14 protein-coding genes are annotated in these 23107 nt (G+C 68.0%); 3 read left to right on the forward strand and 11 right to left on the reverse strand.

The annotated features are described in order from the left end of the window. Positions 1–21 precede the first annotated feature (21 nt). The 11 genes from ASD78_RS01520 to ASD78_RS01570 all read right to left on the reverse strand — a co-directional run bounded on the left by ASD78_RS01520 (position 22) and on the right by ASD78_RS01570 (position 14886). Entirely contained in the window at positions 22–1119 is a 1098-nt protein-coding gene (locus ASD78_RS01520; RefSeq protein ID WP_056097865.1) for a right-handed parallel beta-helix repeat-containing protein, read from the reverse strand. Further along, the gene (locus tag ASD78_RS01525; protein WP_056097868.1) at positions 1100–2536 is read right to left on the reverse strand and encodes an asparagine synthase-related protein; all 1437 of its coding nucleotides are present in this window, start codon (positions 2534–2536) and stop codon (positions 1100–1102) included. The genes ASD78_RS01520 and ASD78_RS01525 overlap by 20 nt, the downstream gene beginning before the upstream one ends. A 2-nt stretch (positions 2537–2538) precedes the next feature. Next, positions 2539–4800 (reverse strand): polysaccharide biosynthesis tyrosine autokinase, encoded by a 2262-nt coding sequence (locus ASD78_RS01530; protein ID WP_056097870.1) that lies wholly within the window; start codon positions 4798–4800, stop codon positions 2539–2541. Between the two features lie 100 nt (positions 4801–4900). Continuing rightward, entirely contained in the window at positions 4901–6691 is a 1791-nt protein-coding gene (locus tag ASD78_RS01535) for a UDP-N-acetylglucosamine 2-epimerase (protein ID WP_056097873.1), read from the reverse strand. A gap of 270 nt (positions 6692–6961) precedes the next feature. Then, positions 6962–7393 carry a low molecular weight protein-tyrosine-phosphatase gene (locus ASD78_RS01540; RefSeq protein ID WP_056097875.1) on the reverse strand — a complete coding sequence of 144 codons (432 nt, stop codon included), beginning with the start codon at positions 7391–7393 and terminating at the stop codon, positions 6962–6964. Positions 7394–7618: 225 nt separating this feature from the next. Continuing rightward, positions 7619–9397 carry an MFS transporter gene (locus ASD78_RS01545; protein ID WP_055908008.1) on the reverse strand — a complete coding sequence of 593 codons (1779 nt, stop codon included), beginning with the start codon at positions 9395–9397 and terminating at the stop codon, positions 7619–7621. 117 nt (positions 9398–9514) lie between these two features. Beyond that, positions 9515–10627, reverse strand: coding sequence for an N-acetylglucosamine-6-phosphate deacetylase (locus ASD78_RS01550; protein ID WP_056097877.1), 1113 nt, complete (start codon positions 10625–10627; stop codon positions 9515–9517). Further along, positions 10624–11400, reverse strand: a complete 777-nt coding sequence (locus ASD78_RS01555) for a DeoR family transcriptional regulator (protein WP_055908014.1) — start codon at positions 11398–11400, stop codon at positions 10624–10626. Before ASD78_RS01555 ends, ASD78_RS01550 begins: the two co-directional genes overlap by 4 nt. Positions 11401–11434: 34 nt before the next feature. After that, positions 11435–12769, reverse strand: a complete 1335-nt coding sequence (locus tag ASD78_RS01560; RefSeq protein ID WP_055908017.1) for a D-tagatose-bisphosphate aldolase, class II, non-catalytic subunit — start codon at positions 12767–12769, stop codon at positions 11435–11437. 22 nt (positions 12770–12791) lie between these two features. Further along, complete coding sequence (locus tag ASD78_RS01565) at positions 12792–13736, reverse strand: ROK family protein (RefSeq protein WP_056097880.1); 945 nt, start codon at positions 13734–13736, stop codon at positions 12792–12794. Further along, positions 13729–14886 (reverse strand): SIS domain-containing protein, encoded by a 1158-nt coding sequence (locus ASD78_RS01570; RefSeq protein WP_056097882.1) that lies wholly within the window; start codon positions 14884–14886, stop codon positions 13729–13731. The genes ASD78_RS01565 and ASD78_RS01570 overlap by 8 nt, the downstream gene beginning before the upstream one ends. A 366-nt stretch (positions 14887–15252) precedes the next feature. Between ASD78_RS01570 and ASD78_RS01575 the strand changes: the two genes are divergently transcribed. From ASD78_RS01575 to ASD78_RS01585, 3 genes are all read left to right on the forward strand, one after another. Beyond that, a complete protein-coding gene (locus ASD78_RS01575; protein ID WP_056097883.1) occupies positions 15253–18576 on the forward strand; it encodes a TIM-barrel domain-containing protein in 3324 nt (1107 codons plus the stop codon). Between the two features lie 115 nt (positions 18577–18691). Beyond that, positions 18692–21706, forward strand: coding sequence for a TonB-dependent receptor (locus ASD78_RS01580; protein ID WP_056097885.1), 3015 nt, complete (start codon positions 18692–18694; stop codon positions 21704–21706). Positions 21707–21937: 231 nt separating this feature from the next. After that, complete coding sequence (locus tag ASD78_RS01585; RefSeq protein ID WP_082575377.1) at positions 21938–23038, forward strand: ricin-type beta-trefoil lectin domain protein; 1101 nt, start codon at positions 21938–21940, stop codon at positions 23036–23038. The last annotated feature ends 69 nt before the right edge of the window (positions 23039–23107 follow it).

Genomic DNA, 23107 nt, shown 5'->3' on the forward strand with positions numbered 1-23107 from the left:
CCCATTTGCATGGAATCGCACTCATTCGCTGTAGCGGTTGTCGTCGTCGACGCGGACCGCGCGCGCTTCCGCCGCCACCGACAGTTGGCGCGCGCGCAAGCCGTCCTTGCCGCCGCGCGCGCGCGCCGGCCCATTGGCGACGAATTCGTTCAGGCTCACTACCACGCCGTCGCTGCCCGGGCGCAGGCTGAGCCCGCCCAGGGCGTTGCGGCGGATGCGGTTGTCGACGACGGTGCAGTCGCTGGCGCCTATGACCAGCACGCCGTGGCCGCGATTGGCCTCGATGGTGCAGCCGCGCAGGACGACGCTGGCGCTGCGTTTGTAGATCTGCACGCCGGCGCCCTGGTTGCCGTGGATGAAGCAGTTGCTGATCACCGCGTCGCGGGCGCTGTCGCCGGCGTCGGGCTCGATGTCGATGCCGCAGCCGGGCAGGGTGCCGCCGGTGTCGGCGAATTCGCAGTCGCGCACCCGCACCCGCCGCGAACGGCCGATGGTCAGGCCCTGGCGGCGGTTGCCGATGCAGCGCACGTTGGCGATCAGGACGTCGCTGCTGGGTGTGACGCGCCCGCCGGCGGCCTTGTCGCCGCCGATGGAAATGCCGTCGCCCCAGCAGCGCGAGATGTGCAGGTCGCGCAGGGTCACCGAGGACGAGCCGCGCACCATCACGCCATGGCCCCATTCGCCGGTGGCGCCCAGGTGGGTGTCGCGATCGCCGACGATGCGGCCGCCGGAGACCTCGACGTCGTCGACGCCGATCAGGCTGAGCACGTAGGCGCGCGCGGCCGGGTTCGGGGTCGCCAGCAGGCGCGTGCCGGCGTCCATGGCCAGATGCATGCGGCTGCGCAGGCGCACGCTGCGTTGCGGATCGATGCGGTAGTCGCCGGCCGCCACCACCACCGTGCCGCCGCTCGCGGGCAGGGCGTCGATCGCCGACTGAAAGGCGGCGGTGTCGTCGTGGCGGCCGTCGCCGCGCGCGCCGTGAGCGCGCACGTCGACGCGTACGCCGTCGCGGGAGGTGCCGGCGCCCGCCTGCGGCGCGATCGCGCCCAGCAGCGCCGTCAGCCCGGCGCGCAGCAGCGCCCGGCGCCGGCCGTCGTGCTCAGTTCCATGCCGGCGCATGGCGCGCTCGCGGCTGGGCGGCGGCGGTGTCGGCGGCGTGCCGATCCAGCCAGGGCAGGACCACGGCTAGCAGGTAGAACTTGGAGGCGTAGTACTTGTTGTCGAGATGGCCGCGATTGCGGTCCAGCCAGGCCGTCGCGCCGGGCAGGAAATCGCGTGCGCGTTCGGCGTAGTCGCGCACCCGATCGTAGCGCTGGCGCGCCAGGCCGCGCAGGTCGAAGCGGAACGAACCCTTGCGCTCGACGTAGGGCAACTGCGGGAATCGGGTCGCGATATGGCGCCGGATCAGCATCTTGTTGAGCTGGCTGGCCGGGTCGACCTTCTGATAGCCCGGCACTTCGTGGTGGATCCATTCGCGCAGTTCGCGGTCGCACAGCGGATAGGCGACCCCCAGGCCCAGCGCCTCGGACACGTACAGGCCCTTGGCGAAGGCGCCGGCGGAGCCCGCGATCGAGGTCGACATGTCGCGCCACTCCCAGGCGCTGGTGGCCGATCCGATCTCCCGCGCGAACACCTGCAGGCGTTCGCGCGACTGCCGCGAGACCTCGCGCCCGAACAGGGCGTCCACCTCCTCGTCGCTGAAGCGCGAGCCGGGAAACACCCGCTCCACCGGATTCATCTGCAGGGTGCTGAGCAGATAGCACAGGTGGAAACTGCGGGACACCAACGGCAGCTCGGACAGGGAGGGCGGCAGCCGCAACTCCCGCGCCAGACCGGACAGCAGCTGCTGGCGCGTGCTCATCGGGGTGCCGAAATAGCTGTCGGCGCCGAGGCCGTCGACGACGCCGTCGCCGCCCAGGGCCGCGATCTCGGTGCCTAGATCGGCGTAGGACAGCAACGCGAAGTCGGCCGTCAGCAGCGGCATGCGCGGAATCAGGTCCAGGTAACGGTCGTAGGCCCGGCCGGGGTCGCAGACCAGGGCGTGATGGCGCAGTCCCAGCGTGCGCGCGACCTGCGCGGCCGAAGCGACTTCGTCTTCCTCGCGGCCGCCCAGATAGGTGATGCACACGGTGTCCGGACGCGCCTGCGCGATCGCTATGGCCAGGGTGGTCGAGTCCTTGCCGCCGCTTTGCAGCAGCCAGGGCGCGCGCATGTCGGCGCAGCGCCGGCTCACGGCCTGGCACAGCAGGCGGTGGTACACGCCCACCCAGTCCTGCTCGACGCCCACCTGCTCCGGCATCTCGCCGGCATTGCGGAACTTGAAGCGGAAGTTCGGATCGGCGTGCATGTCTTCCTGCGGACAGAAGCCGAAGGTGACCAGGCGCACGCCCTCGTAGATTGAGTAGGGCGGATACACGAAGGCGTTGCGCAACAGGTCCGCCACCGACACCGGGTCCAGCCTCGCCGGCGCCGCGCCGTCCAGGGCCGAGAAGTCGGGCGTGCCGTAGTAGGGCGACATGGTGATCTGCATGCGCATGCTCACCGCCTCGCCGGCGCTTCGTGGAGGGCGCGGTAATCGTAGTAGCTGTAGGCGTACTGGCCGGAACCGCGCTTCTCGACCGCGTTGAAGATCGCGCCGCGCACGTCGACGCCGTTCTGTTCCAGGCGCTGCTTGGCCAGCGCGATCTCGCGCTGCTGGTTGAGGCCCCAGCGCACCACCATCAGGCAGGTGCCGACGTGGTGGCCGATGACCGCGGCGTCGGTCACGGCCAGCACCGGCGGGGTATCGATCACCACCACGTCGAAGTCGCGCGCCATCTGCTTGAGCAGCTCGGCGAAACGCGGCCGCATCAGCAGTTCGGAAGGGTTGGGCGGCACCGCGCCGCGCGAAATGAACGACATGCGCTCGGTGCCCGGCACCTTGCGCACCGCGTCCTCGGGGGTGATCTGCCCGGAAATCAGCTCCGACAGGCCGCCCTCGGAACGTACGCCCACGGCCTGGTGCAGGGTGCCGCGGCGCATGTCGGCGTCGATCAGCAACACGCTCTGGCCGGCTTGGGCCATGGTGACGGCGAGGTTGGCGCAGACGAAGGTCTTGCCGACGCCGGGGCTGGGCGCGGCGATCATCAGCACGTTGTTCTTCATCTCCATGCGGGCGAAATGCAGGCTGGTGCGCAAGGTGCGCAGCGCCTCCATCGCCAGGTCGGACGGCGATCGCAGCGCGAGCAGGCGCTGGCGGCCGTCGCGGCGGCTACGGCCGGGCTGGGTCGCGATCTGGCGGCCGCGCGCGCTGAACGGAATAGAGGCATACACCGGCAGGCCGAGCAGCTCGATGTCGATGGGGTCCTCGACGCCGCGCCGGAAGGTCTGGCGCAGCAGCACCAGCGCGACCATGAGCACGCCGCCCAGGGCGGTGCCGACGGCCAGGATCAGCATCGGCTTGGGCCAGGCCGGACTGTCCAGATTGACGTCGGCCGGGTCGATGATGCGCGCGTTGCCGACCGCGCTGGCGCGCGCGATGTTGAGCTGTTGCTCCTGGTCGAGCAGATTGGCGTAGGTCTGGTTGATGACTTCGACGTCGCGGTTCAAGCGGAACAGGCCCTGCTGGGTGTCCGGCAACTGGCTGATCTGGCCCTGCAGGCGGCCTTTCTCGCCCTCGAAGCGGGCGATCTGCTGCGCCAGCGACGCGTACACGGGGTGCGACGGGGTGTAGCGGCTGCCGGCGTCGGCCAACTGCACCTGCAGCTGACGGATGTTGGTGTCCAGGGCGACGGTCTGGTTGAGCAGGGCCTGGTTCTGCATGCCGACATCGAGGGTTTGGGTGCGGGTCTGGAACGCGTTCAGCGCCGCCTGCGCGTTGGCCAGTTCGCGGCGCACGTTGGGCAGCTGCTTGCTCACGAACTGCAGGCGCTTGGCGGCCTCGGCGGAATTGCGCGCGACGTTCTGGCGCACATAGGCCTGGGTGATCTTGTCCAGCACTTCGCGCGCGCGGATCGGGTCTTCGTGGGCGTAGGTCAGGGCGATCACGCCCGAACTGCGGCCTTGCTCGGCGACGGTGATGTCGTTCTTGAGCGCGCTGATCACCGCCACCGGATTGAACTTGCGCAACTCGAAACGGGTGCCGGGCTGGGCGACCAGGGTCTTGAGATCCAGGCTCACGCCCTGGTCGTTGCTGGCGGTCCTGCCGATCGTGCCTTCCAGCAGTTGCTGGCCGTCGGGTCCGAACAGGACATAGCGGCCGTGTTCGCCGGCCTGCAATTGCAAGGGCACATCCATCAGTGCGTCGGGCAGCTTCAAGTGGGCGACGTCGATGCGCTCGCCGCCCCAGCCGTACTGCTTCAGGTCCAGCCAGGGCGCGGCCAGTACGCCGGGATTGAAGCGCTGTTGCGCGCGCGCGATCAGATCGCCGATCACCGGCAGACGCATCGGCTTGGCGCTCACATCCAGATCCAGCTCGCTCATGGCCTCGCCCAGCACGCGGCGCGAGGTCAGCAACTGCGATTCGGTCGCGGCCGGCGCGTCGACCACCGGCGGCATGGGCGTGGTGCTGCTGGTGCTCAGGCCGGGCACGGTGGGCGGCCGGCTTTCGACCTGGACCACGGCGTTGGCTTCGTACTTCGGCGTCGCCAGCATGGCGTAGGCCGCGCTGAGCAGGAAGAACAGCAGGGTGCCGAACGCGATCGTCCATTTGTGATCGGCCAAGGTCGAGACCAGGTTGGGCAGGTCGATGTCGTCCTCGCGTGTCGCGACGGCGGGAATCGCCTGGATGGGCTCGGTTCGCGGTATCAGTTGCGTTGCCATGTCTGTTCACCCTTGAAAGTGGCGCGCCGGCATAGGCCCGGAGACGCAGGCGGCAGGCGCCGCATGCGTGCACGTCCGGGCGCGATGTCGGTATTGCGATTCATGAGACCCGTACCGTGTCGGCCTCAGGCGGGATTGGCGAACCCACGCCCCACGTCGGGGTCTGTGCGGTGTGGGCTGCGGAGCGCAGGCCCGCCAATGCGTCGGCGACGCGCGCGCACGCGTCGAAATCGTTGGCCGGATCGCCGGTCACCAGCACGCGTTCGGGAGGAACGCCGCGATCGACCAGCAGTTGCCCGGCATCGTCGTCGTTGGCCAGGTGCAGGGTCGCCAGCGCCAGGGCGATGCCGCGGGCGGAATCGTCCGCGCCGGCGAGTTCCGGCGCCGACTGGCCGGAATCCACGCATACCACGGGCACGTGGTGGTAGTGCGCGGCCAGGGTCGCCAGCAACGAGGCCGAGGTATCGCCCGGCACCAGCACCATATCGGGCTGCACCTCGTCCATGACCCGCTGCAGGCCGTCCAGCGCGGACACGGCGAGCTCAGGGCCGTCGCGCACCGGCGCGGGCAGATCGATCGCGAGATCGGCGACCAGGCCGAACTCATCCAGTACCTGGGTGGTCGCGTCGACCGGATCGGGCGTGGTCACGCAGACGGTCGATTCGAAGCGCTCGTCGCGCGCGAGTTGCTGCGCGATGGGGCCGATCTGCGCCGAATCCGGCGGGTCGGCGAACACGCACAAGGCCTTGAGCGGCGGTGCCTGGTCCGGGGAGAACTCGTCGAGCGCGGGCAGCGACGCTTGCGCGGCTTCGGCCGTCGCGCCCGTCGCGCCAGCGGCGGCGGCCGCCGGCGAACGCTGCGGCAGCCGGCTCAGGATCGCGGTCAGGCCGAGCACGTAGGCGATCAGGCAGACGATGAAAACCGCGCCGCTGACCGGCTCGGGCGCCTTGCGCAGGCTGTAGCCCAACAGCATCAGCGCGCCGTACAGGCCCAGGATCGCGACCAGCACCGCGCGCGGCTTGAGGCCGGCGCCGATCAGCAGATGGTGCAGGTGGCGGCGGTCGGGACGGAACGGCGATCGGCCGGCGCGCATGCGGTGGAACATGACCGAGAGGGTGTCCATCACCGGCAGGGACACGCACCACATCACGTCCACCGGCGACAGCCGCGCGATGCGCGGATGGCTCACGTAGATCAGGCTCCAGGCCAGCACGAAGCCGATCAGGGTGCTGCCCGCATCGCCCATGAACACCTTGCGCCCGTCGGGCCAGCCCAGGTTGACCAACAGATAGGGAATGAGCGCGGCGAACATCACCTGCAGCAGGACCAGCACCCCCGGCACCGTCCAGTGCGTGCCGTTGAACAGCAGGATCGCGGCGATGCAGGCCATGGCCATGGTCGCGGCCAGGCCGTCGATGCCATCGAGCATGTTGAAGGCGTTGATCAGCCCGATCACCGCGACGATGGTGAACGGAATGCCGAATGGGCCGAGGCCGAAGGTATCGCCCGTCACCGCGAAGTCGCCCAGGTCGCGCACGTAGAAGCCGGACAGGCCGATCACCAGCAAGGTCGCTCCGGCTTCGATCACCAGGCGTGAGCGGACGCTGAGATCGTGCGCATCGTCGAGGGCGCCGGCGATCACGATCGCCGCCGAGCCGATCATCAGGCTGGTGACGAAACGGTCGAGGTAGCCCAGATAGCCCAGGCCGATCAGCGTGCCCAGGAAGAAGCAAAGCCCGCCTATCAGCGGAATATGGCCGCGATGGCGCTTGCGCGCATCGGGCTTGTCGACCAGGCCGAACCTGCGTGCCCAAGGCCGGATGGAGAAGATGGCAAACAAAGTGACAGCCAAGGCGATCGCGCTGGCGGCTACCAACTTGTGGTCGTTCATGCACACACCTCGGAGGGGAATGTCCCGGATGTTGCGTTCCGTGTGCGTGCGCACCTACAACAACCACCTGCACGAATTCGATATTTCCGTTCAGCGCGAGAGGCGCGAGCGATATCGGTTCGCAACGAAATCTATTCGGCGGAAGTTGATGATTTCATGAAGATCGCAGATTCATCGTCGTGAAACTGCACGCTCGCTAGGCTTGAGTTCAGTTCAATGAACGAGATCGTGTTCGATGTTGCGATAACGGAAACAGCGAGCACGATCGCATTAATCGAGTTTCGCTAGCCAAGCATCCACTGCCGATGCGATGATCGCGCAGCTGCGATCGAATGCATCCTGCGGACGGCCGAACGGATCGTCTATGTCGAGCTTGTCGCTCCAGCGCGAAAGCAAGTAGGCCTTGCTGCGCGCGGCCGGCGACAGCGCGAGCAGGGCGGCGATGTGACGCTTTTCCATCGCCAGCACCACATCGGCGCATTCGATGGCCGCCAGCGTGACCTGGCGCGCGACATGCGCTTGCGCGTCCAATCCATGCGCCGCGAGCGCACGCCGCGCGGCGGGATCCATATCGCTGCCCTCGATCGCGGCCAATCCGGCCGAGGTCACCGTGAGCGCCGATGCGCGGTGGCGCATCAGCGCTTCGGCCATGGGGCTGCGGCAGAGATTGCCGCGGCACACGATCAGGATGCGTTGCGACATGGTGCAGGGCCCATCAGGCGTCGCCCGGGTCGAGGGTCGTTCGGTGGCCGCATTCCCTCATTAAAGAACAAAGGCCGGTCGCGCGCATGCGAACGGCCTTGATCTTCATGAACGCGCTTTAATCCATTCGCGGGCGCATCCGAGCGATGAAGTTGCGATATGGGGATGGTGCTTGGGCACGGCGCGCGTCGGGCGGTTCGCCCGCCCGCGCCCGAAGCGCCGCCCTCAGCGGAAATGCGCTTCGATCTGTTCCAGCGACTTGCCCTTGGTCTCGGGCAGGAAGAAGGCCGCGACCAGGAAATACACCACGGTGCAGCCGGCCCAGAAGAAGAACATGCTGGCGTAGCCGTATTGGCCGACCGTGGGCAGGAAGATCGCCGCGATCACGGTGGAGACGAACTGGTTGATCAGCAGGGCGATGCTCATGCCGTTGGAGCGGATGCGCGTGGGCATCAGCTCCGATAGCGCCAACCACACGCACACGCCGGGGCCGACCGCGAAGAAGGCGACGAACACCAGGATGCAGGTCGCCACCGCCCAGCCGTGCGCGGGCGGCGGCACTGGGCCGATGCTGGCGCGCTCGATCGTCAGCGGGGCTTGCGCCGCGGCGGCCGGGTCGGGGAAGGGGTTGAGGTGCAGACGGCGGAAGAACGCACCGATTACGCTGTCGGCCTGCACGCTGTCCTCGCGCCGGATCGTCAGTTCGGCGGTGCCGATCGCATCGCTGCGCAGCGAACGCACGTTGCTGAAACCGCCGTAGGCGTAGGCCACCGTCAACTGTTGCGGCTGCGCCGCGGTGTTGCCGCCCAGGCGCTGCCATTGCGCCGCATCCAGACGCAGCGACAGCGCGTCGCCGGCGATCTGCTGGTGCAGCGGTTGGCGCACGTCCTGCAGGCCGCGCTCGGCTTGCAGGAACAGCAGCGCGGCCGCGAGCAGGGCCACGGCGATGCCGCCGCTGCCGAGCATCAGCAGGAACTTACGCCCCTTGCGGTCGACCAGTACCAGCGCGACCACGGTCATCACCGCGTTGAGCAGCTTGATCGCCACGTCCGCCCAGTTCGCGGCCGCGCCGGGCAGGCCGGCCTGGTTGAGGATGTTGACCGCGTAGGCGAGCACCGAGTTGATGCCGGTGGCCTGGGTGAAGGCGAGGATCGCGCAGGCCAGCAGGAACGGCCAGACGTAGCGGCGGCTGAGCAGGCGGTCGCGCTGCTGGGCCACGCCGGTGGTCTGCTCGCTCGCGGGCGTCTGCATCTGCTGCAGAGTGGCTTCGACCTGGGCCGCGGGCACGGTGCGTTGCAGCGCCATGCGCGCCTGCTCGATGCGGCCGCGTCGCACCAGCCAGCGCGGCGATTCGCTCAGCAGCAGCACGCCGGCGCTGAACACCATGCCCGGCAGCAGGCAGCTCCAGAAGATCGTGCGCCAGGCGTGGTCCTTGACCGCGAACAGCACGCGCTGCTGCTCTTCGGCGGCCAGTTGCTGCACCGAAGCGGTAGCGATGTCGACCGCATGCGCGTGGTACAGCCCGATCACCGCGGCCAGCACCAGGCCGATGGTCAGCAACAGCTGGAACATCGCCGCGCCGCGGCCGCGCCGTTCCGGGCTCAGCACTTCGGCCAGGTACAGCGGCACCACCACGCCGATCAGGCCGCCGCTGATGCCTTGCAGCAGCCGGCCCAGCAGCAGCGGCAGATAGCCCGAAGCCAGCGCCATGATCGGAATGCTGAGGGTGAACAGCACGCCGCTGAGCAGCATCGCGCCGCGGCGTCCGATCAGGTCGGCCACCGCGCCGGCGAACAGGGAGGACAGCACGCTGCCCAACAGCACTGCCGCGACGACGAAGCCGAGTTGCTGGCTGCTCAGGTGCCAGCTCGCGGTCGCGGTGGTCTCCAGGTAGGGCAGCGCGCCGGCGATGATGCCGATGTCGATGCCGTAGAGCAGGCCGCCCATGCCGGCGATGAACAACAGGTAGCGGATGCGCCATGACGGCGTGGCGCTGGCGTGCATGGGCGTGGCGGCGGAAACGTCGTTCATCGTGCCGATCCTGTCTGGGAGGGGAAGGCCGCGCGGCGCGGACGCGTCGGCGGCGGTGGCGATTGGGGAAGACGATTCGAACGGGTGAGCTCAGGCCAGCGCGATCTCGTCCCCTTCGACGAAGACCCGCTGCACTTGCAGCTGCGGATCCAGCACCACCAGGTCGGCCCAGGCCTCGGCCTGCAGGCGGCCGCGGTCGTGCAAATCGAGGTAGTCGGCCGGATAGCGCGACAGGCGATCGGAGGCGTCGGCCAGGTCCAGGCCCAGCGATACCAGGTTGCGCAGCGCCTGGTCCATGGTCAGTGCGCTGCCGGCCAGCGAGCCGGTGCCCAGGCGCACGCAGCCCAGGCATTTGTGCACGCGCTGCGAACCCAGGGCGTACTCGCCGTCGGGCATGCCGGTCGCGGCGGTCGCATCGGTCACGCAGTACAGGCGCGGGATCGCGCGCAGCGCAGTGCGAATCGCGCCCGGATGCACGTGCTGCAGGTCGGGAATCAGCTCGGCGTACTCGGCGTGGGCGAGTGCGGCGGCGGCGATGCCGGGGCGGTAGTGGTCGAGCCCGGTCATGCCGTTGAACAGATGGGTGAAGCCGGAAGCGCCGGCCTGCAGCGCCGCCACGCCGTCCTCGTAGCTGCCGGCGCTGTGGCCTAGCTGGACGCGGATCCCGAGCGCGACGAGTTGCGGAATCAGCGCCAGGTGCTGGCCGACTTCGGGTGCGAGCGTGAGCACCCGGATCGGTGCGACGGCATGCAGGCGCCGCACCTGCGCCATGGTCGCCTCGATCGCCAGCGGCGGCTGCGCGCCCAGGCGTTCGAGGCTGATGTAGGGGCCTTCCAGGTGCACGCCCAACACCCGCGCCATGTCCGGCGTGCGGATGGCGATGGCGTCGGCGAGACCGTGCAGGGCCTGGACGATGTCGTCCTCGTGCGCGGTCATGGTGGTGCCGAGCAGGGCGGTGGTGCCGTGTCGGGCGTGGGTGCGCGCCACGGTCCGGGCGACGTCGCCGCCTTGCATGAGGTCCACGCCGGCGCCGCCGTGCACATGCAGATCGATGAAGCCGGGCAGGATCAGCGGGCCGTCGCCGCCGTCCGCATCGTCGTGCGTGGCGCGGATGCGCCGCACGCGTTGGTCGAACTCGATGTTCCCTCGCACCCATCCCGTTGCGGTGAGGATGCGGCCGTGCAGTACGCGTGGCGTGGTCAAGGTGGCGGCTCGGCGATGATCACCTCGATGCCCAGCCGCTGCAGTCCCTCGCGGTACTCGCTGCTGATGCCGTCGTCGGTGATGACGGTGTGGATCTGATCGAGGCGGGCGATGCGGTGCAGACTGACGCGTCCGAACTTGGAGGCGTCGGTCAGCACCACGACCCGGCGCGCGTGTTCGACCATGCGGTGGTTGAGACTGGCTTCGGCCTCGTGGTGGGTGGTCAGCCCGAACTGCAGGTCCAGCCCGTCCACGCCCAGGTACACGGCGTCGAAGCTGTAGGGGTTGAGGCTGGCCTCGGCGCGGCTGCCCTGCAGCGACAGCGATTGCTTGCGCAGCAAACCGCCGGTGAGCAGCAGCTCGACGCCGGGCGCGTTGGCCAGTTCCCAGGCGATGTTGAGGCCGTTGGTCATCACCGTGACGTCGCGATGCTGGCGCAGGTGGCGGGCCAGGGTCATCGTGGTCGAGCCGGAGTCGATGATGATGTTGTCGCCGGCCTTGACCAGCCGCGCGGCATGCGCGCCGATCGACTCCTTCAGCGGCAGGTTCAGCGCGTCCTTCTCGTGGATGTCCTGTTCCTGCGGCGGCGTGCGCACCAGGGTGGCGCCGCCGTGGTTGCGCGTGGCCAGGCCCTGCGACTCGATATGGCTGAGGTCGGCACGGATCGTCACCGACGACACACCGAACTGCTCGACCAAGTCCGCGACCTGCAGGTTGCCGTGCTGGACCAGCAATTGCAGGATCTGTTGCCGGCGTTGGCGGGTGTTTCGCATGACGGGCCTTGGTTGTCGGAACGGAAGCCGAAGCTTACCGTTCCGAAAGCACGCTGGCAGCAGAGGTTTCGTTTTCGTCGAACGCGCCAGCGCGGTTGCGGGCGCAGGCGCGGGCGTACTCGGCCAGGCGCCCGAAAATCCTGTGCCGGATCAGCGCCAGCGGCTCGGGCGCAAGGCGGCCGGCTTCGATCTCGCGCAACTGCTCGGGCATGAACTGGCTGAGCAGGATCGCCGGCGGCGGCAGCGCCTGCAGGTTCGCGAGCAACCGCTCCACCGCGGCCTGTACTTCCGGTTCGCCCCAGTAATAGCGGCAGCGGTCGCTGAGCGCGTAGCCGCGCAGCAAGCGCAGCTGGCGTTCGTCGCCGCTGTAGTGGTTGCGCCAATGCGCGGGACGTTCGCGCATGACCCGGTCCAGCACTTCGACCAGATCGGAGCGCTGCGCGGGCGGCAGCAGTTCGTCTTCGATCGCGGCCAGCGCGAACAGCGCCTCGCGGTAGGCGTAGGTCGCGGCCGGGCCGACCTTGAGGATGGCGTAGTGGTCGCGCACCAGCGCGTGCAGCGAGGCCTCGGTCTGGTAGTCGGTGGAATGCGCCTCGTAGACGATGCGCGGCTGGCTCTCGACGAAGCCCGACAGTTCGGCCGCGGCGCGAGGGTCGTAGTGGTGCACGCTGCTGTGGTCGAAGTCGACGCCGGGCTGCACCACCATCGCGATCACGCGCTCCCAGGCCGGAGCCAGGTCCGGTGTTTGGAAGGCGAGGCGGTGGATCTCCAGGGTCCGGGCGGCCGCGTCCGGGCGCGTCACCGACAGGCCGCCGGCGAGCGAGGCTTCGCCGCCGGGCACCGGCACTTCGGTGCCGATCACGTACACCGGCGGCGGCAGGCCGGCGTCGGCGGCGGTGCGTTCGGCGATCCGCGCCAGCTCGGCCGAACGCGCGGCCACGATCTCGTCCGGCAGCGGGGTGGGGTCGTCGGCGCAGGACATGCTGCAGTCGAGATGGATCTTGTGGAAACCGGCGGCGACGTAGGCGGCGATCAGCTCGCGCGCATGCGCCATCGCTTCGGCGGCCGGGCGTCGCTGCCAGGCGTTCGGACCCAGGTGATCGCCGCCGAGGATCAGGCGTTCGCTCGGGAAATCCTGCGTGCGCGCCAACTGCAGCACGTAGTCGCGGTACTGGGCCGGGTTCATGCCGGTGTAACCGCCGAACTGGTCGACCTGGTTCGAGGTCGCCTCGATCAGCAGCACGGTGTCGTAGCGGCGCGCGACCTGCATCGCCGCCAGCAGCACCTGCTCGTTGCTGCAACAGACGCTGTACAGGCCGACGTTTTCTCCACGGCGGTGGGCGGCGATCAGCGATTGCACGGCGGACATGTGGCCTCGGCGGTTCTGGGAATCAGGAAGCGCTGCGCTGACGCGCGAGCAAGGCCGCGCCGCGCGCGCCGCCGGCATCGCCGAACGCGGGCGGCAGGATCGGCGGCACGCGCGGGCCGCGGAACAGATGCGCGGCGACCGCCGCGGGCAAATCGCGGTACAGCAGCTCGAGTTTCGACAGGCCGCCACCGAGCACGATCACGTGCGGATCCAGCGCCAGCACCAGGCCGGCCAGGCCGTAGCCGAGCAGATCGCGGTGGATGTCGAGCGCGCGCAGCGCGGTGATCTCGCCTTGCTGCGCTCGTACCGCGATCGCGCTGGCGTCGATGGTGTCGCCGCCGAGCTGATGGTGGATCAGGGCCAGGCCGCTGCCGGAGACGTAGCGCTCCATGCAGCCGCGCAGGCCGCAGGCGCAGTCCAGCAGCGGTAGGGAATGACGTTGCAGCAGGGCGGCCGGCGCGCTCCAGTGGCCCCATTCGCCGGCGATGCCGTTGTGGCCGGCGATCAGCCGGCCGTCGAGGCAGTAACCGCCGCCGGCGCCGGTGCCGAGGATCGCGCCGAACATGCTGGGATAGCCGGCGGCCGCGCCGCCGTGGGCTTCCGACAGGGCGAAGCATTGGCAGTCGTTGCCGAGAAACAGCGGGCGCCGCAAGCGTGCGCGCAGGTCCTGCTCGACGCGTTGGCCGGTCAGCGCCGGCACGTTGGAGCTGAGCTGGCGTCCGCTGTCGCGATCGACCACGCCCGGCACGCCCAGGCCGACCGCCGCACCGGCGTGTCCGAGGTCGGCGTCGGCGGCGAGCACCAGGTCGGCGACCGCCTGCAGGAAGGCCTCGTAATCCTGGGTCGGGGTGGCGACGCGGCGCCGATAACGCACCTCCATCGCCTGGTCGCAGGCGACCAGTTCGATCTTGGTACCGCCGATGTCCAGGCCGTACCAGGTCTGCGCGGAGGCGTTCGGATCAGTCATGGCGATGGATGATCACGCCTTGGACGACACGGTTGACGGTGCCGTCGGGGAATGGATTGTCGGGCGTCAGGCCCAGGCCGGCGGAACGGTGCAGGGCGTAGCGCTGGGCCATGCTCAGCCACAGCGGCGCCAGCCAGGGATCGGGCAGGGCCGGTGTATCCAGAGTGAAATCGCCGGCATCGGCCCGCTCGTCGCCCGGGCCGACCGAAAGCACGCGCGCGGCGATGCCGTCGCGGCGCAGTTCGTCCAGCAGATCCTGCTCGTAGCGGCGCGCGACCGGTTCGGCGCTGCGCAGCAGCACCACCAGCGTCTCGCTATCGAGCGTGGACTTGGGGCCGTGGCGGAAACCCAGCGGCGTGTTCGCCAGCGCGAGCACGCGGCCGGCGGTGAGTTCGAGCAGCTTGAGCGCGGCTTCGCGCGCGAGCGATTCCAAGGGGCCGCTGCCCAGATAGATCACGCGCGTGTACGGCGCCTGCGCGAGCGCGGCCACGGCTGCGTCCCAGTCCGCCAAGGCGCGGCGGCCGTGCGCGGCGAGCGTGCGCAGCTGCTGCAGCCGCTGCGGCCACGGCGCTTGATCGAATACGGCGAGCGCGGCGAACTGCATGCAGCTCAGGCTGCTGGTCATGGCGAAGGCGCGGTCGCAACTGGCCTCGGGCATCAGCAAGGTGAGCGTGTCGGCGCGGCCCTGGCCGCGTCGTGCGAGTTCGCCTTCGCCGTTGCAGGTGATGTCGAGGAAGCGCGCGTCGGCGACGCGTTCGCGCACCAGTTCCACCGCGGCGATGCTTTCCGGGCTGGAGCCGCTGCGCCCGAACGACACCAGCAGGGCCGGTCGCTCGCGCTGCAGGTACAGGGACGGATGCGTCAGCAGGCTGGTCGTATGCAGGGCGCGCACGTCGGCCGGCCATTGCGCATTGATCTGGTCGGCGACCATCTCGGCGATGAAGCCGGAGCTGCCGGCGCCGGTGAGGATCACCCGGTGCCCGGGCTGGCGCAGCCAGTCGCCGAGAAAGCCGTCGATGCGCTCGCGCTGCTGAGCCAGCGCCGCGGCCAAGTCTTCCCACAGAGCGGGCTGTTGGGCGATTTCCTCGGCGGTGTGGGCTCCGCCCAGGCGGTGCCAGGCGGGCAAGTCGGGGAGTACGGGAGCGTCCATTCACGGTTCCTGTTGGGCACATGCACGATCTGTGTTTTCTTTCGAAAAGTCAAATAGCGAAAGCTAATAGAAAGTTATCGGCTTCCAGGCCTGGCAAATAGACGAATTCAGTTTCGATCATGTTGCTCTGCAACAATCACGACAATGAGCAGAAAATACGCACGAAGCGCGCCTGTAACTGAAAGTTGTGCTCTGCACAATCTTTCGATATAAAGAAAATATCCTTCTTTTTTCTTTGCAATTTGTTGACATATTTCGACGCGCTGCCCTAGAGTCGGCCGCAAGGGTTTCGTATCCGCATACGGCGGCTTGGGGGCAAGAGTGGGAACCGATGCACGCAGCAGGGGCCGGCAGCTGAGCGCAGCGATGTGCGGGCTGTGGCTGTTCGCCGCGCCGGCCCTGGCTGAACCTCTGGGCAAGCTGCGCGCGATCGCGCCGGCATCGGATAGCGCGGCCACGCCGACCTGGACCCTTACCGCCGACAACGGCGCGCGCATCCGCATCGATCTGCTGCGCGCCGATCTGTTGCGCGTGCAGGCCGGACGCGACGGCAAGCTGACCGCGCCCGCCGACAAGGCCACGCCGATCGTGCTGGCGCAGCCGCCGGCGAAGGTGGCTTACACCTTCGAAGAGGACGCGGACGAACTGCGTATCCGCACCGATGCGCTGGTGCTGCATATCCAACGCCAGCCGCTGCGCCTGTCGCTGGACCGGATCGCGGCCGGCAAGACGTTGCCGCTGTGGCGCGAACTGCAGCCGCTGGATCTGGCCAAGGACCAAAGCGTGCAGGTGCTGTCCAGCGAAGCCGGCGAGCACTACTACGGCGGCGGCCAGCAGAACGGGCGTTTCGAGTTCAAGGGCCGCGAGCTGGAGATTTCCTACTCCGGCGGCTGGGAGGACGGCGATCGTCCGAGTCCGGCGCCGATGCTGTTGAGCTCGCGCGGCTGGGGCATGGTCCGCAACACCTGGAGCGATGGCAACTACGACCTGCGTCAGCTCGACCAGTCCACCTTGCTGCATCGCGAAGACCGTTTCGACGCCTACTACTTCGTCGGCGCCGGCCTGCCCGAACTGCTGGACCGCTACACCGCGCTGACCGGCCGCGCCGGCCTGTTGCCGCGCTGGGCGCTGTCCTACGGCGACGCCGATTGCTACAACGACGGCGACAACAAGAAGAAGCCGGGCACCGTGCCCGAAGGCTGGAGCGACGGCCCCACCGGCACCACGCCGGACGTGGTCGAGAGCGTCGCGCGCCAATACCGCGAACACGACATGCCGGGCGGTTGGATCCTGCCCAACGACGGCTACGGCTGCGGCTACAAGGATCTGCCGAAAGTCGCGCAGGGTTTGGCGCGCTACGGTTTCCGCACCGGTCTGTGGACCGAGGACGGCGTCGACAAGATCGCCTGGGAAGTCGGCAAGGCCGGCAGTCGCGTGCAGAAGTTGGACGTCGCCTGGACCGGCAAGGGCTATCAGTTCGCGATGGACGCCAACCACGCGGCCTACGACGGCATCCTCAACAATTCCGATTCGCGCCCGTTCCTGTGGACGGTGATGGGCTGGGCCGGCGTGCAGCGTTACGCGGTGGCCTGGACCGGCGACCAGAGCGGCAGCTGGGACTACATCCGCTGGCATATCCCGACCTTGATCGGCTCGGGCCTGTCGGGCATGGCCTACGCCACCGGCGACGTCGACGGCATCTTCGGCGGCAGCGCCGAGACCTACACCCGCGATCTGCAGTGGAAGAGCTTCACCCCGGTGCTGATGGGCATGTCCGGCTGGTCGTCGGCGGGGCGCAAGCATCCGTGGTGGTACGACGAACCCTACCGCAGCATCAACCGCGACTACCTCAAGCTGAAGATGCGCCTGACGCCGTACATGTACGGGTTGACGCGCGAGGCCGAACGCAGCGGTGCGCCGCCGGTGCGCGGGCTGATGTGGGACTACCCGCAGGATCCGCAGGCCTACACCGAGGCGCACAAGTACCAGTTCCTGCTCGGCCGCGAGCTGTTGGTCGCGCCGGTCTACCGCAGCCAAGCCGCCAGCCGCGGCTGGCGCCGCGACATCCACCTGCCGCCGGGCCGCTGGATCGACTACTGGGACGGTCGCCAGCTGCAGGCCGGCGCGCAGGGCCGCCAACTCGATCGCCAGGTCGATCTGGCGACGCTGCCGCTGTTCGTGCGCGCCGGCGCGATCCTGCCGATGTACCCGGCCATGCTCTACGACGGCGAGAAGCCGCTCGACGAGCTGACTCTGGATCTGTACCCGCAGGGCGAGTCGCACTACACCCTGTATGAGGACGACGGCGGCACCCGCCGTTATGTACAGGGCGAGTTCGCCGAGCAGGCCATCGCCATGCAGGCGCCGGAGCAGGGCAGCGGCGAAGTGCGCGTGCGCATCGAGGCGCAGCGCGGCCAGTACACCGGACAGCTGCCGCAGCGCCGCTACGCCTTGCGCGTACTCAGCCGCGAGCGCCCGCGCGCGGTCGAACTCGACGGTCGCGCGCTGCCGGCGCTGGCCGACCGCGCCGCACTGGCCTCGGCTACGGAGGGTTGGTACTTCGATCCGGCCGAACGTCGCGGCAGCTTGCACGTGCGCACCGCGCCCATCGACATTCGCCGCGCGCTGGACTTCCGCCTCGACCTGCCGGTCGCGGCGGCCGTGCCGGACGATGCGTTCCCGACCGCGCCCGAACTCGGCCGCGCGCTGCCGGCCGACAGCCTGCTGGTGATCAACCGTCCTGCCGAAGAACCCGGCCACGCGCTGGAGAAGGCTTTCGACGACGATCCGGCGACCTGGTTCCGGACCCTGCGCAATCAGGCCGTGCGCACCGGCGCACACGAATGGACGATCGGCTTCGGCGAACGCAGCCTGATCGACGGCATCGAACTGGCGCCGCGCAACGACCAGCATTGGAAGCACGGCCAGGTCCGCGATTACGAGGTCTACCTGGCCGACAGCAACGGCGAGTGGGGCGAGCCGATCGCGCGCGGACAGCTGAAGTTGCAGCAGGAACTGCAGCGCATCGATTTCGCGCCGCGCGCGGGCCGGATGCTGCGCTTCCGCGTGCTGAGCACGCAGAACCCGGACGGCGACGCCGCCAGCGGCAGCGATCCGATGGTGTCGGCGGCGCAGAACGGCGCCGCGCGCGTGGTCGATGCGCTGCGTCCGCGCGATGTCGGCCCGATCGCCCTGTCCACCTTCCGCATCCTCGAACACCGCACGCCGGAGCGTCCGGCGCAGCAGCGGTATTTGTCCGAACTGGAGCTGCCGGCGGCGCTGGCCAACGAGGTCGCGCGCGACCGCGCGCACGGCGGCGCCGGCGAGATGCGCATGAACGGTCTGCAATTTCGCCGCGGTCTGGGCGTGGGCGCGGCCAGCCGCATCGATGTGCAGTTGCACGGCGGCTGGCGTTTGCTGCGCGCCGACCTGGGCATCGACGACCGCTGCCGCGAGGCCGGTGGCCTGCAGTTCCAGGTCTGGGGCGACGACCGCCTGCTCTACGACAGCGGCCCGTTGCGTGCGCCTGCCGTGGTCAAACCCGAACTGGATATCCGCGGCCTGCAGCGCCTGAGCTTGCGCACTCTCGGAGCACAGGGCGCGAAACCGGCGCAGGTCTGCGGCAACTGGGCCAATGCGGTCCTGATCGGACAGGAGGGCGATCGCGCCGACATCGCTGTCCCGCCATAAATCCTTCCCCGTGCATCGCGCAACGGATCTGCCGCTCCACCTTGGCCATAGCAACGCCATCGTCAGCCAATCCATTTGGGAGTATCACGTGCAGTATCGTCCTCAACGTTCCCCCATGGTCCGTGCCAGCGTGCACGCCGTGTCCATTGCCCTGGGTCTGACGCTCGCTACAGCGGCGCCGATAGCCTGGGCCCAGTCCAACGCCACCACGATCATCTACGGTAGCGTGCCTGCCGGACAGGACACGCGCGTGGTCCTGGAGAACACAGCCACCGGCGTGCAGCGCAGCGTGCAGCCCGACGCCAGCGGCCGTTATCGTGCCACCTCGCTGCCGCCGGGGCGGTACCAAGTGCGCATCATGCGCGGCGACCAGGTACTGCGCAGCGTCGATGTCGAGGCCAAGGTCGGCAGTGGCGTGGAAGCGAGCTACGACGAGGCCGTGCAAATCGATGCGGTGCAAGTGACCGCACCCGCCAGCAGCAAGATCGACGTCACCAGCACTAACAACGGTGTGATCTTCACCGCCAAAGACCTGCAGCGCCTGCCGGTCGCCAACGACGTGGCGTCGGTGGCCCAGCTCACGCCCGGCACAGTGCGCGGCAGCAACGGCCAATACGGCAACGCGCCCAGCATCGGCGGCGCCGGTCAATCGGAGAACTCGTTCTACGTCAACGGTTTTCCGGTGACGAACATCCTCACCCAGGTCGGCGCCTCGGAACTGCCGTTCGGTGCGATCTCCAACATGCAGGTGCTGACCGGCGGCTACGGTGCTGAGTTCGGCCGTGCTACCGGCGGCATCGTCAACATCACCACCCACAGCGGCGGCAACGAATTCGAAGTCGGCGCCAAGGTAACCTGGACGCCAGACTCACTGCGCGGCAAGCGCCGCGACACCTATTGGCCCAACACCGGAGCCAACCCCGATACCGACGGCAAGCTGCTGTACTACAACCAGGACAACAGCGTCGACAGCAAGCGCTATGGCCTGTATGCCAGCGGTCCCATCATCCGCGACAAGCTGTTCTTCTTCGCGGCGATGGAGCAGACCCATACCGATGACCAATCGGTGTCGGCGAGCAGCGAAAGCGGCGGATACACGCCGAACGGCTGGAGCTCGCGCGACACTCTGGTCGAGCGCTACCTCGCCAAGATCGATTTCAACCTGACCGACGACCACCATTTCGAGTTCACCAAGCTCTACGACCGCACCCAGACCACCAGTAAGGCCTATGGCTTCGACTACAGCACCCTGCAGCACGACAAGGTGCAGAGTGGTTTGGCGCAGACGTATTACAACTGCTGCGACAGCGCTACCGCGCCGGGCGCGAACATCTCCATCTTCAAGTACACCGGCTACCTCAGCGACAACCTGACGCTGACCGCGCTCTATGGCGATTCGCGAACCAGCCACCAGCGCATTCCCGCTGGCTACGACCCCCGCCTGGCACAGACCTCGTCGGGCGTGACCACGCGCGTGCCCGGTCTGACCTACCCCAATCCACAGATCGTGACCGGCTCCCTGCCCGCGCCTGGTTCGGGCGACAAGCAGAAGGGCGGACGCCTGGACGTGGAATACCGCCTGGGCAATCACTCGCTGCGCGGTGGTATCGATCGCATGCAAATCGACTCGGACGTCGGTCAGACGCTGGCCGGCGGTTCGCGCTGGTCGTACCGCAAGGCGGCCAACCCGAACCGCCCGATTGCCGGCGCCTTCGAGACGCCGGCGCAAGGCGGCGGCTTCGGTCCTCAGGGTTACTACGTCAGCCATGACATCTCCAACAACCTGGCGCATCCGAGCAGCCGGCAGTCGGCGCAGTACATCCAGGACCTGTGGCAGGTGACCGACAACGTTCTGCTCGACCTGGGATTGCGACGTGAGCAGTTCGTCAACTACACCACCGACGGCAAGGCCTTCATCGAGCAGGACAATATGCTCGCGCCGCGCTTGGGCGTGACCTGGGACTACTTCGGCGATGGCACGCTCAAGCTGTTCGCCAACGCCGGCCGCTACCACTTGCCGGTGCCGTCCAACCTGTCCAGCAACATGGCCAGCCCGCTGCTGAGCACCAGCCAGTACTACACCTACACCGGTGTGGACCCGGCAACCGGTGTGCCGACCGGTCTGCATGCGATCGGCAATCCGTATTCGCCCAACAACTTCTATGGCCAGGGTCGCGACGCTCGCGAGGTCACCGCGATCGACCTCAAGCCCCTGTCGCAGGATGAGCTATCGCTCGGCTTCGAGAAGGCGCTCGGAAGCGACTACATCCTGGGCGCCAACCTGCTGTACCGGCATCTCAACGAGACCAACGATGACACCTGCGATCAGCGCCCCATCGATGATTGGGCCGCGCGCAACAGCGTCGACACCAGCAACTGGGGCGGATTTTCCTGCGCGATCATCAATCCTGGTCGAGCCAACAGCCTGTGGGTCGATTTCAGCGACGGCGCGGGCCTGCGCCGCGTCGACATCAGCAAGGAAGGCTGGGGCCTGCCGGAGGCGCATCGCATCTACCGCGCGCTCAATCTGTTCCTGGAGCATCCCTTCAGCAACCGCTGGTACGGTCGCGTGGATTACACGCTCTCCTCCCTGCGCGGCAACATGGAAGGTCAGGTCGACACCTTGGGTGGCGGCGACGTGGCGTTGACCGTCAGTTCCGACCACAAGGAGCTGATGTACTACGCCAACGGCTACCTGCCGAGCGATCGCCTCCATGCAATCAAGGCCTACGGCTATTTCCAAGTGCATCCGGAAGTGCTGTTGGGCGGAAACTTATCCGCGCAGTCGGGTGCGCCTCGCAACTGCCGCGGCGAGTTGCCGCCGGAACTGAACTGGGACGGCAACTACGGCAGCGCGTACTTCTTCTGCGACGGTCAGCCGGCACCGCGCGGCAGCCGGGGGCGGATGCCGTGGCGGACGCAGTTCGACGCCAACGTCACCTACTTGCCCCGTCAGGCTCCTGGTTTGAGCCTGAAACTGGATGTATTCAACCTGTTCGATAGCGGCACGGTGACGCGTTACCAGGAAGTGCGCGAGGACGCTGGTGCCATCAGCCACAACTACCTGCAAGTGGAGGGCCGACAGAGCCCGCGTTCCGTGAGCTTGACGGCCGAGTTCAACTGGAGGTAAGCGCAGCTTGATCGATGCGAACGTCGCTGGGTCCACCAGCGACGTTCGCCCTCATGCCGCTGGCGGAGGAGCGCTGCAGCACAGCGGCGACTCAACCACCGCCGTCGCTCCGACGGGAGCACGCGGGCGGGAATCGAGTCGAAACGGTACGCCGAGTGGTTCGTGTCGCCGGACCGTAGGCAATGGCAATAACGCAACACCGAAAAAAGCCACTCCTTTTGCTACTCAGACATGAGGAAAATCGACATGCTTGGAAAGTCCATGTTCAGAAGTGCCGGTTCGTTGCTGATGGGCGCCCTCTCTCTCGGCGTCAGCCTGAGCGCTGCTGCAACCGATGTACCGGGAAGCTACGTGTATTGGAAGTTCGACGGCGCGACGGCCCTGAGTGACGTGGCCTACCCGGTGACGGTCACGCGCGATCCCGGTTATGGGTCAAATGTGTACTGGTCCAACCAGATCGAGTTCAGCAATGGCCATGTTGCCTACGCGGGCATGCAGACCAATGCCGGTACCCAGCGCAAGTTCCTGTTCTCGGTGTGGGATGTCACCGAAGCCGTGCCGGGTCCAGGCAGCTGGTGCGAACCGTTCAGCGGTGAGGGCGTGGGCATGAGCTGCCGCCGCTGGGGCGATTGGAAAGAAGGCGATACCTACGAATTCCACTACGTGGCCGAGGGCAATGGCTGGTGGGGGATGACCGTCACCAATCTGGCCGACAACACGTCCTTCAAGCTCGGCAGCATCAAGGTCGGCACCGATACGATGACGCCAGACTCGATCAGCTGGACCGAATACTACCGCTGGAACGATCTCGGTTCTTCCTGCATGAGCGAACCGTTCTCGCGTGCGCGTTCCGATGTGCCGATCGCCAACAGCGGCTCCCTCACTGCCCGGATCACCGGCACGGCCGTAAAGCCGGAATGCCCCACGTCCAGCACCGTGACCACGGCCGCCGGCTACGCCACGCAGACCAACGGCATCGGCAACTCCGTCATGTCGACGATCAGCGGCAGCGGTGGCCTGTGCCTCGACATCGCAAACGGCAATGTGATCGCGTATGGCTGCCACGGCGGCGCCAACCAGCAGTGGGTCTACGCACAAGACGACACACTGCGCGGCAAGGACTACACCTGCGCGATCGTCAGCGGTGGCAGCTCCGTGATTGCCGGCTCCTGCACCAGTTCGCGTCGGAAGTGGACGGTCAGCAGCGGGAGACTGATCGAGAACGCGTCCGGCAAGTGCCTGACCGCCGGCGCTAACGCAACCGGTAACACGATTGCCCCGTGCAACGGATCGGCCAGTCAGCAGTGGAACGTGCCTGCGCGCCAGCAGTAGCTGCGTGCACCGTCGGCGGCCATGAGCCGCGGCACCGGAGCTTTGTTGCCTCACGCAAGCCAACGCGCA

The sequence above is a fragment of the Lysobacter sp. Root667 genome, assembly GCF_001427715.1.
Classification (GTDB): domain Bacteria; phylum Pseudomonadota; class Gammaproteobacteria; order Xanthomonadales; family Xanthomonadaceae; genus Lysobacter.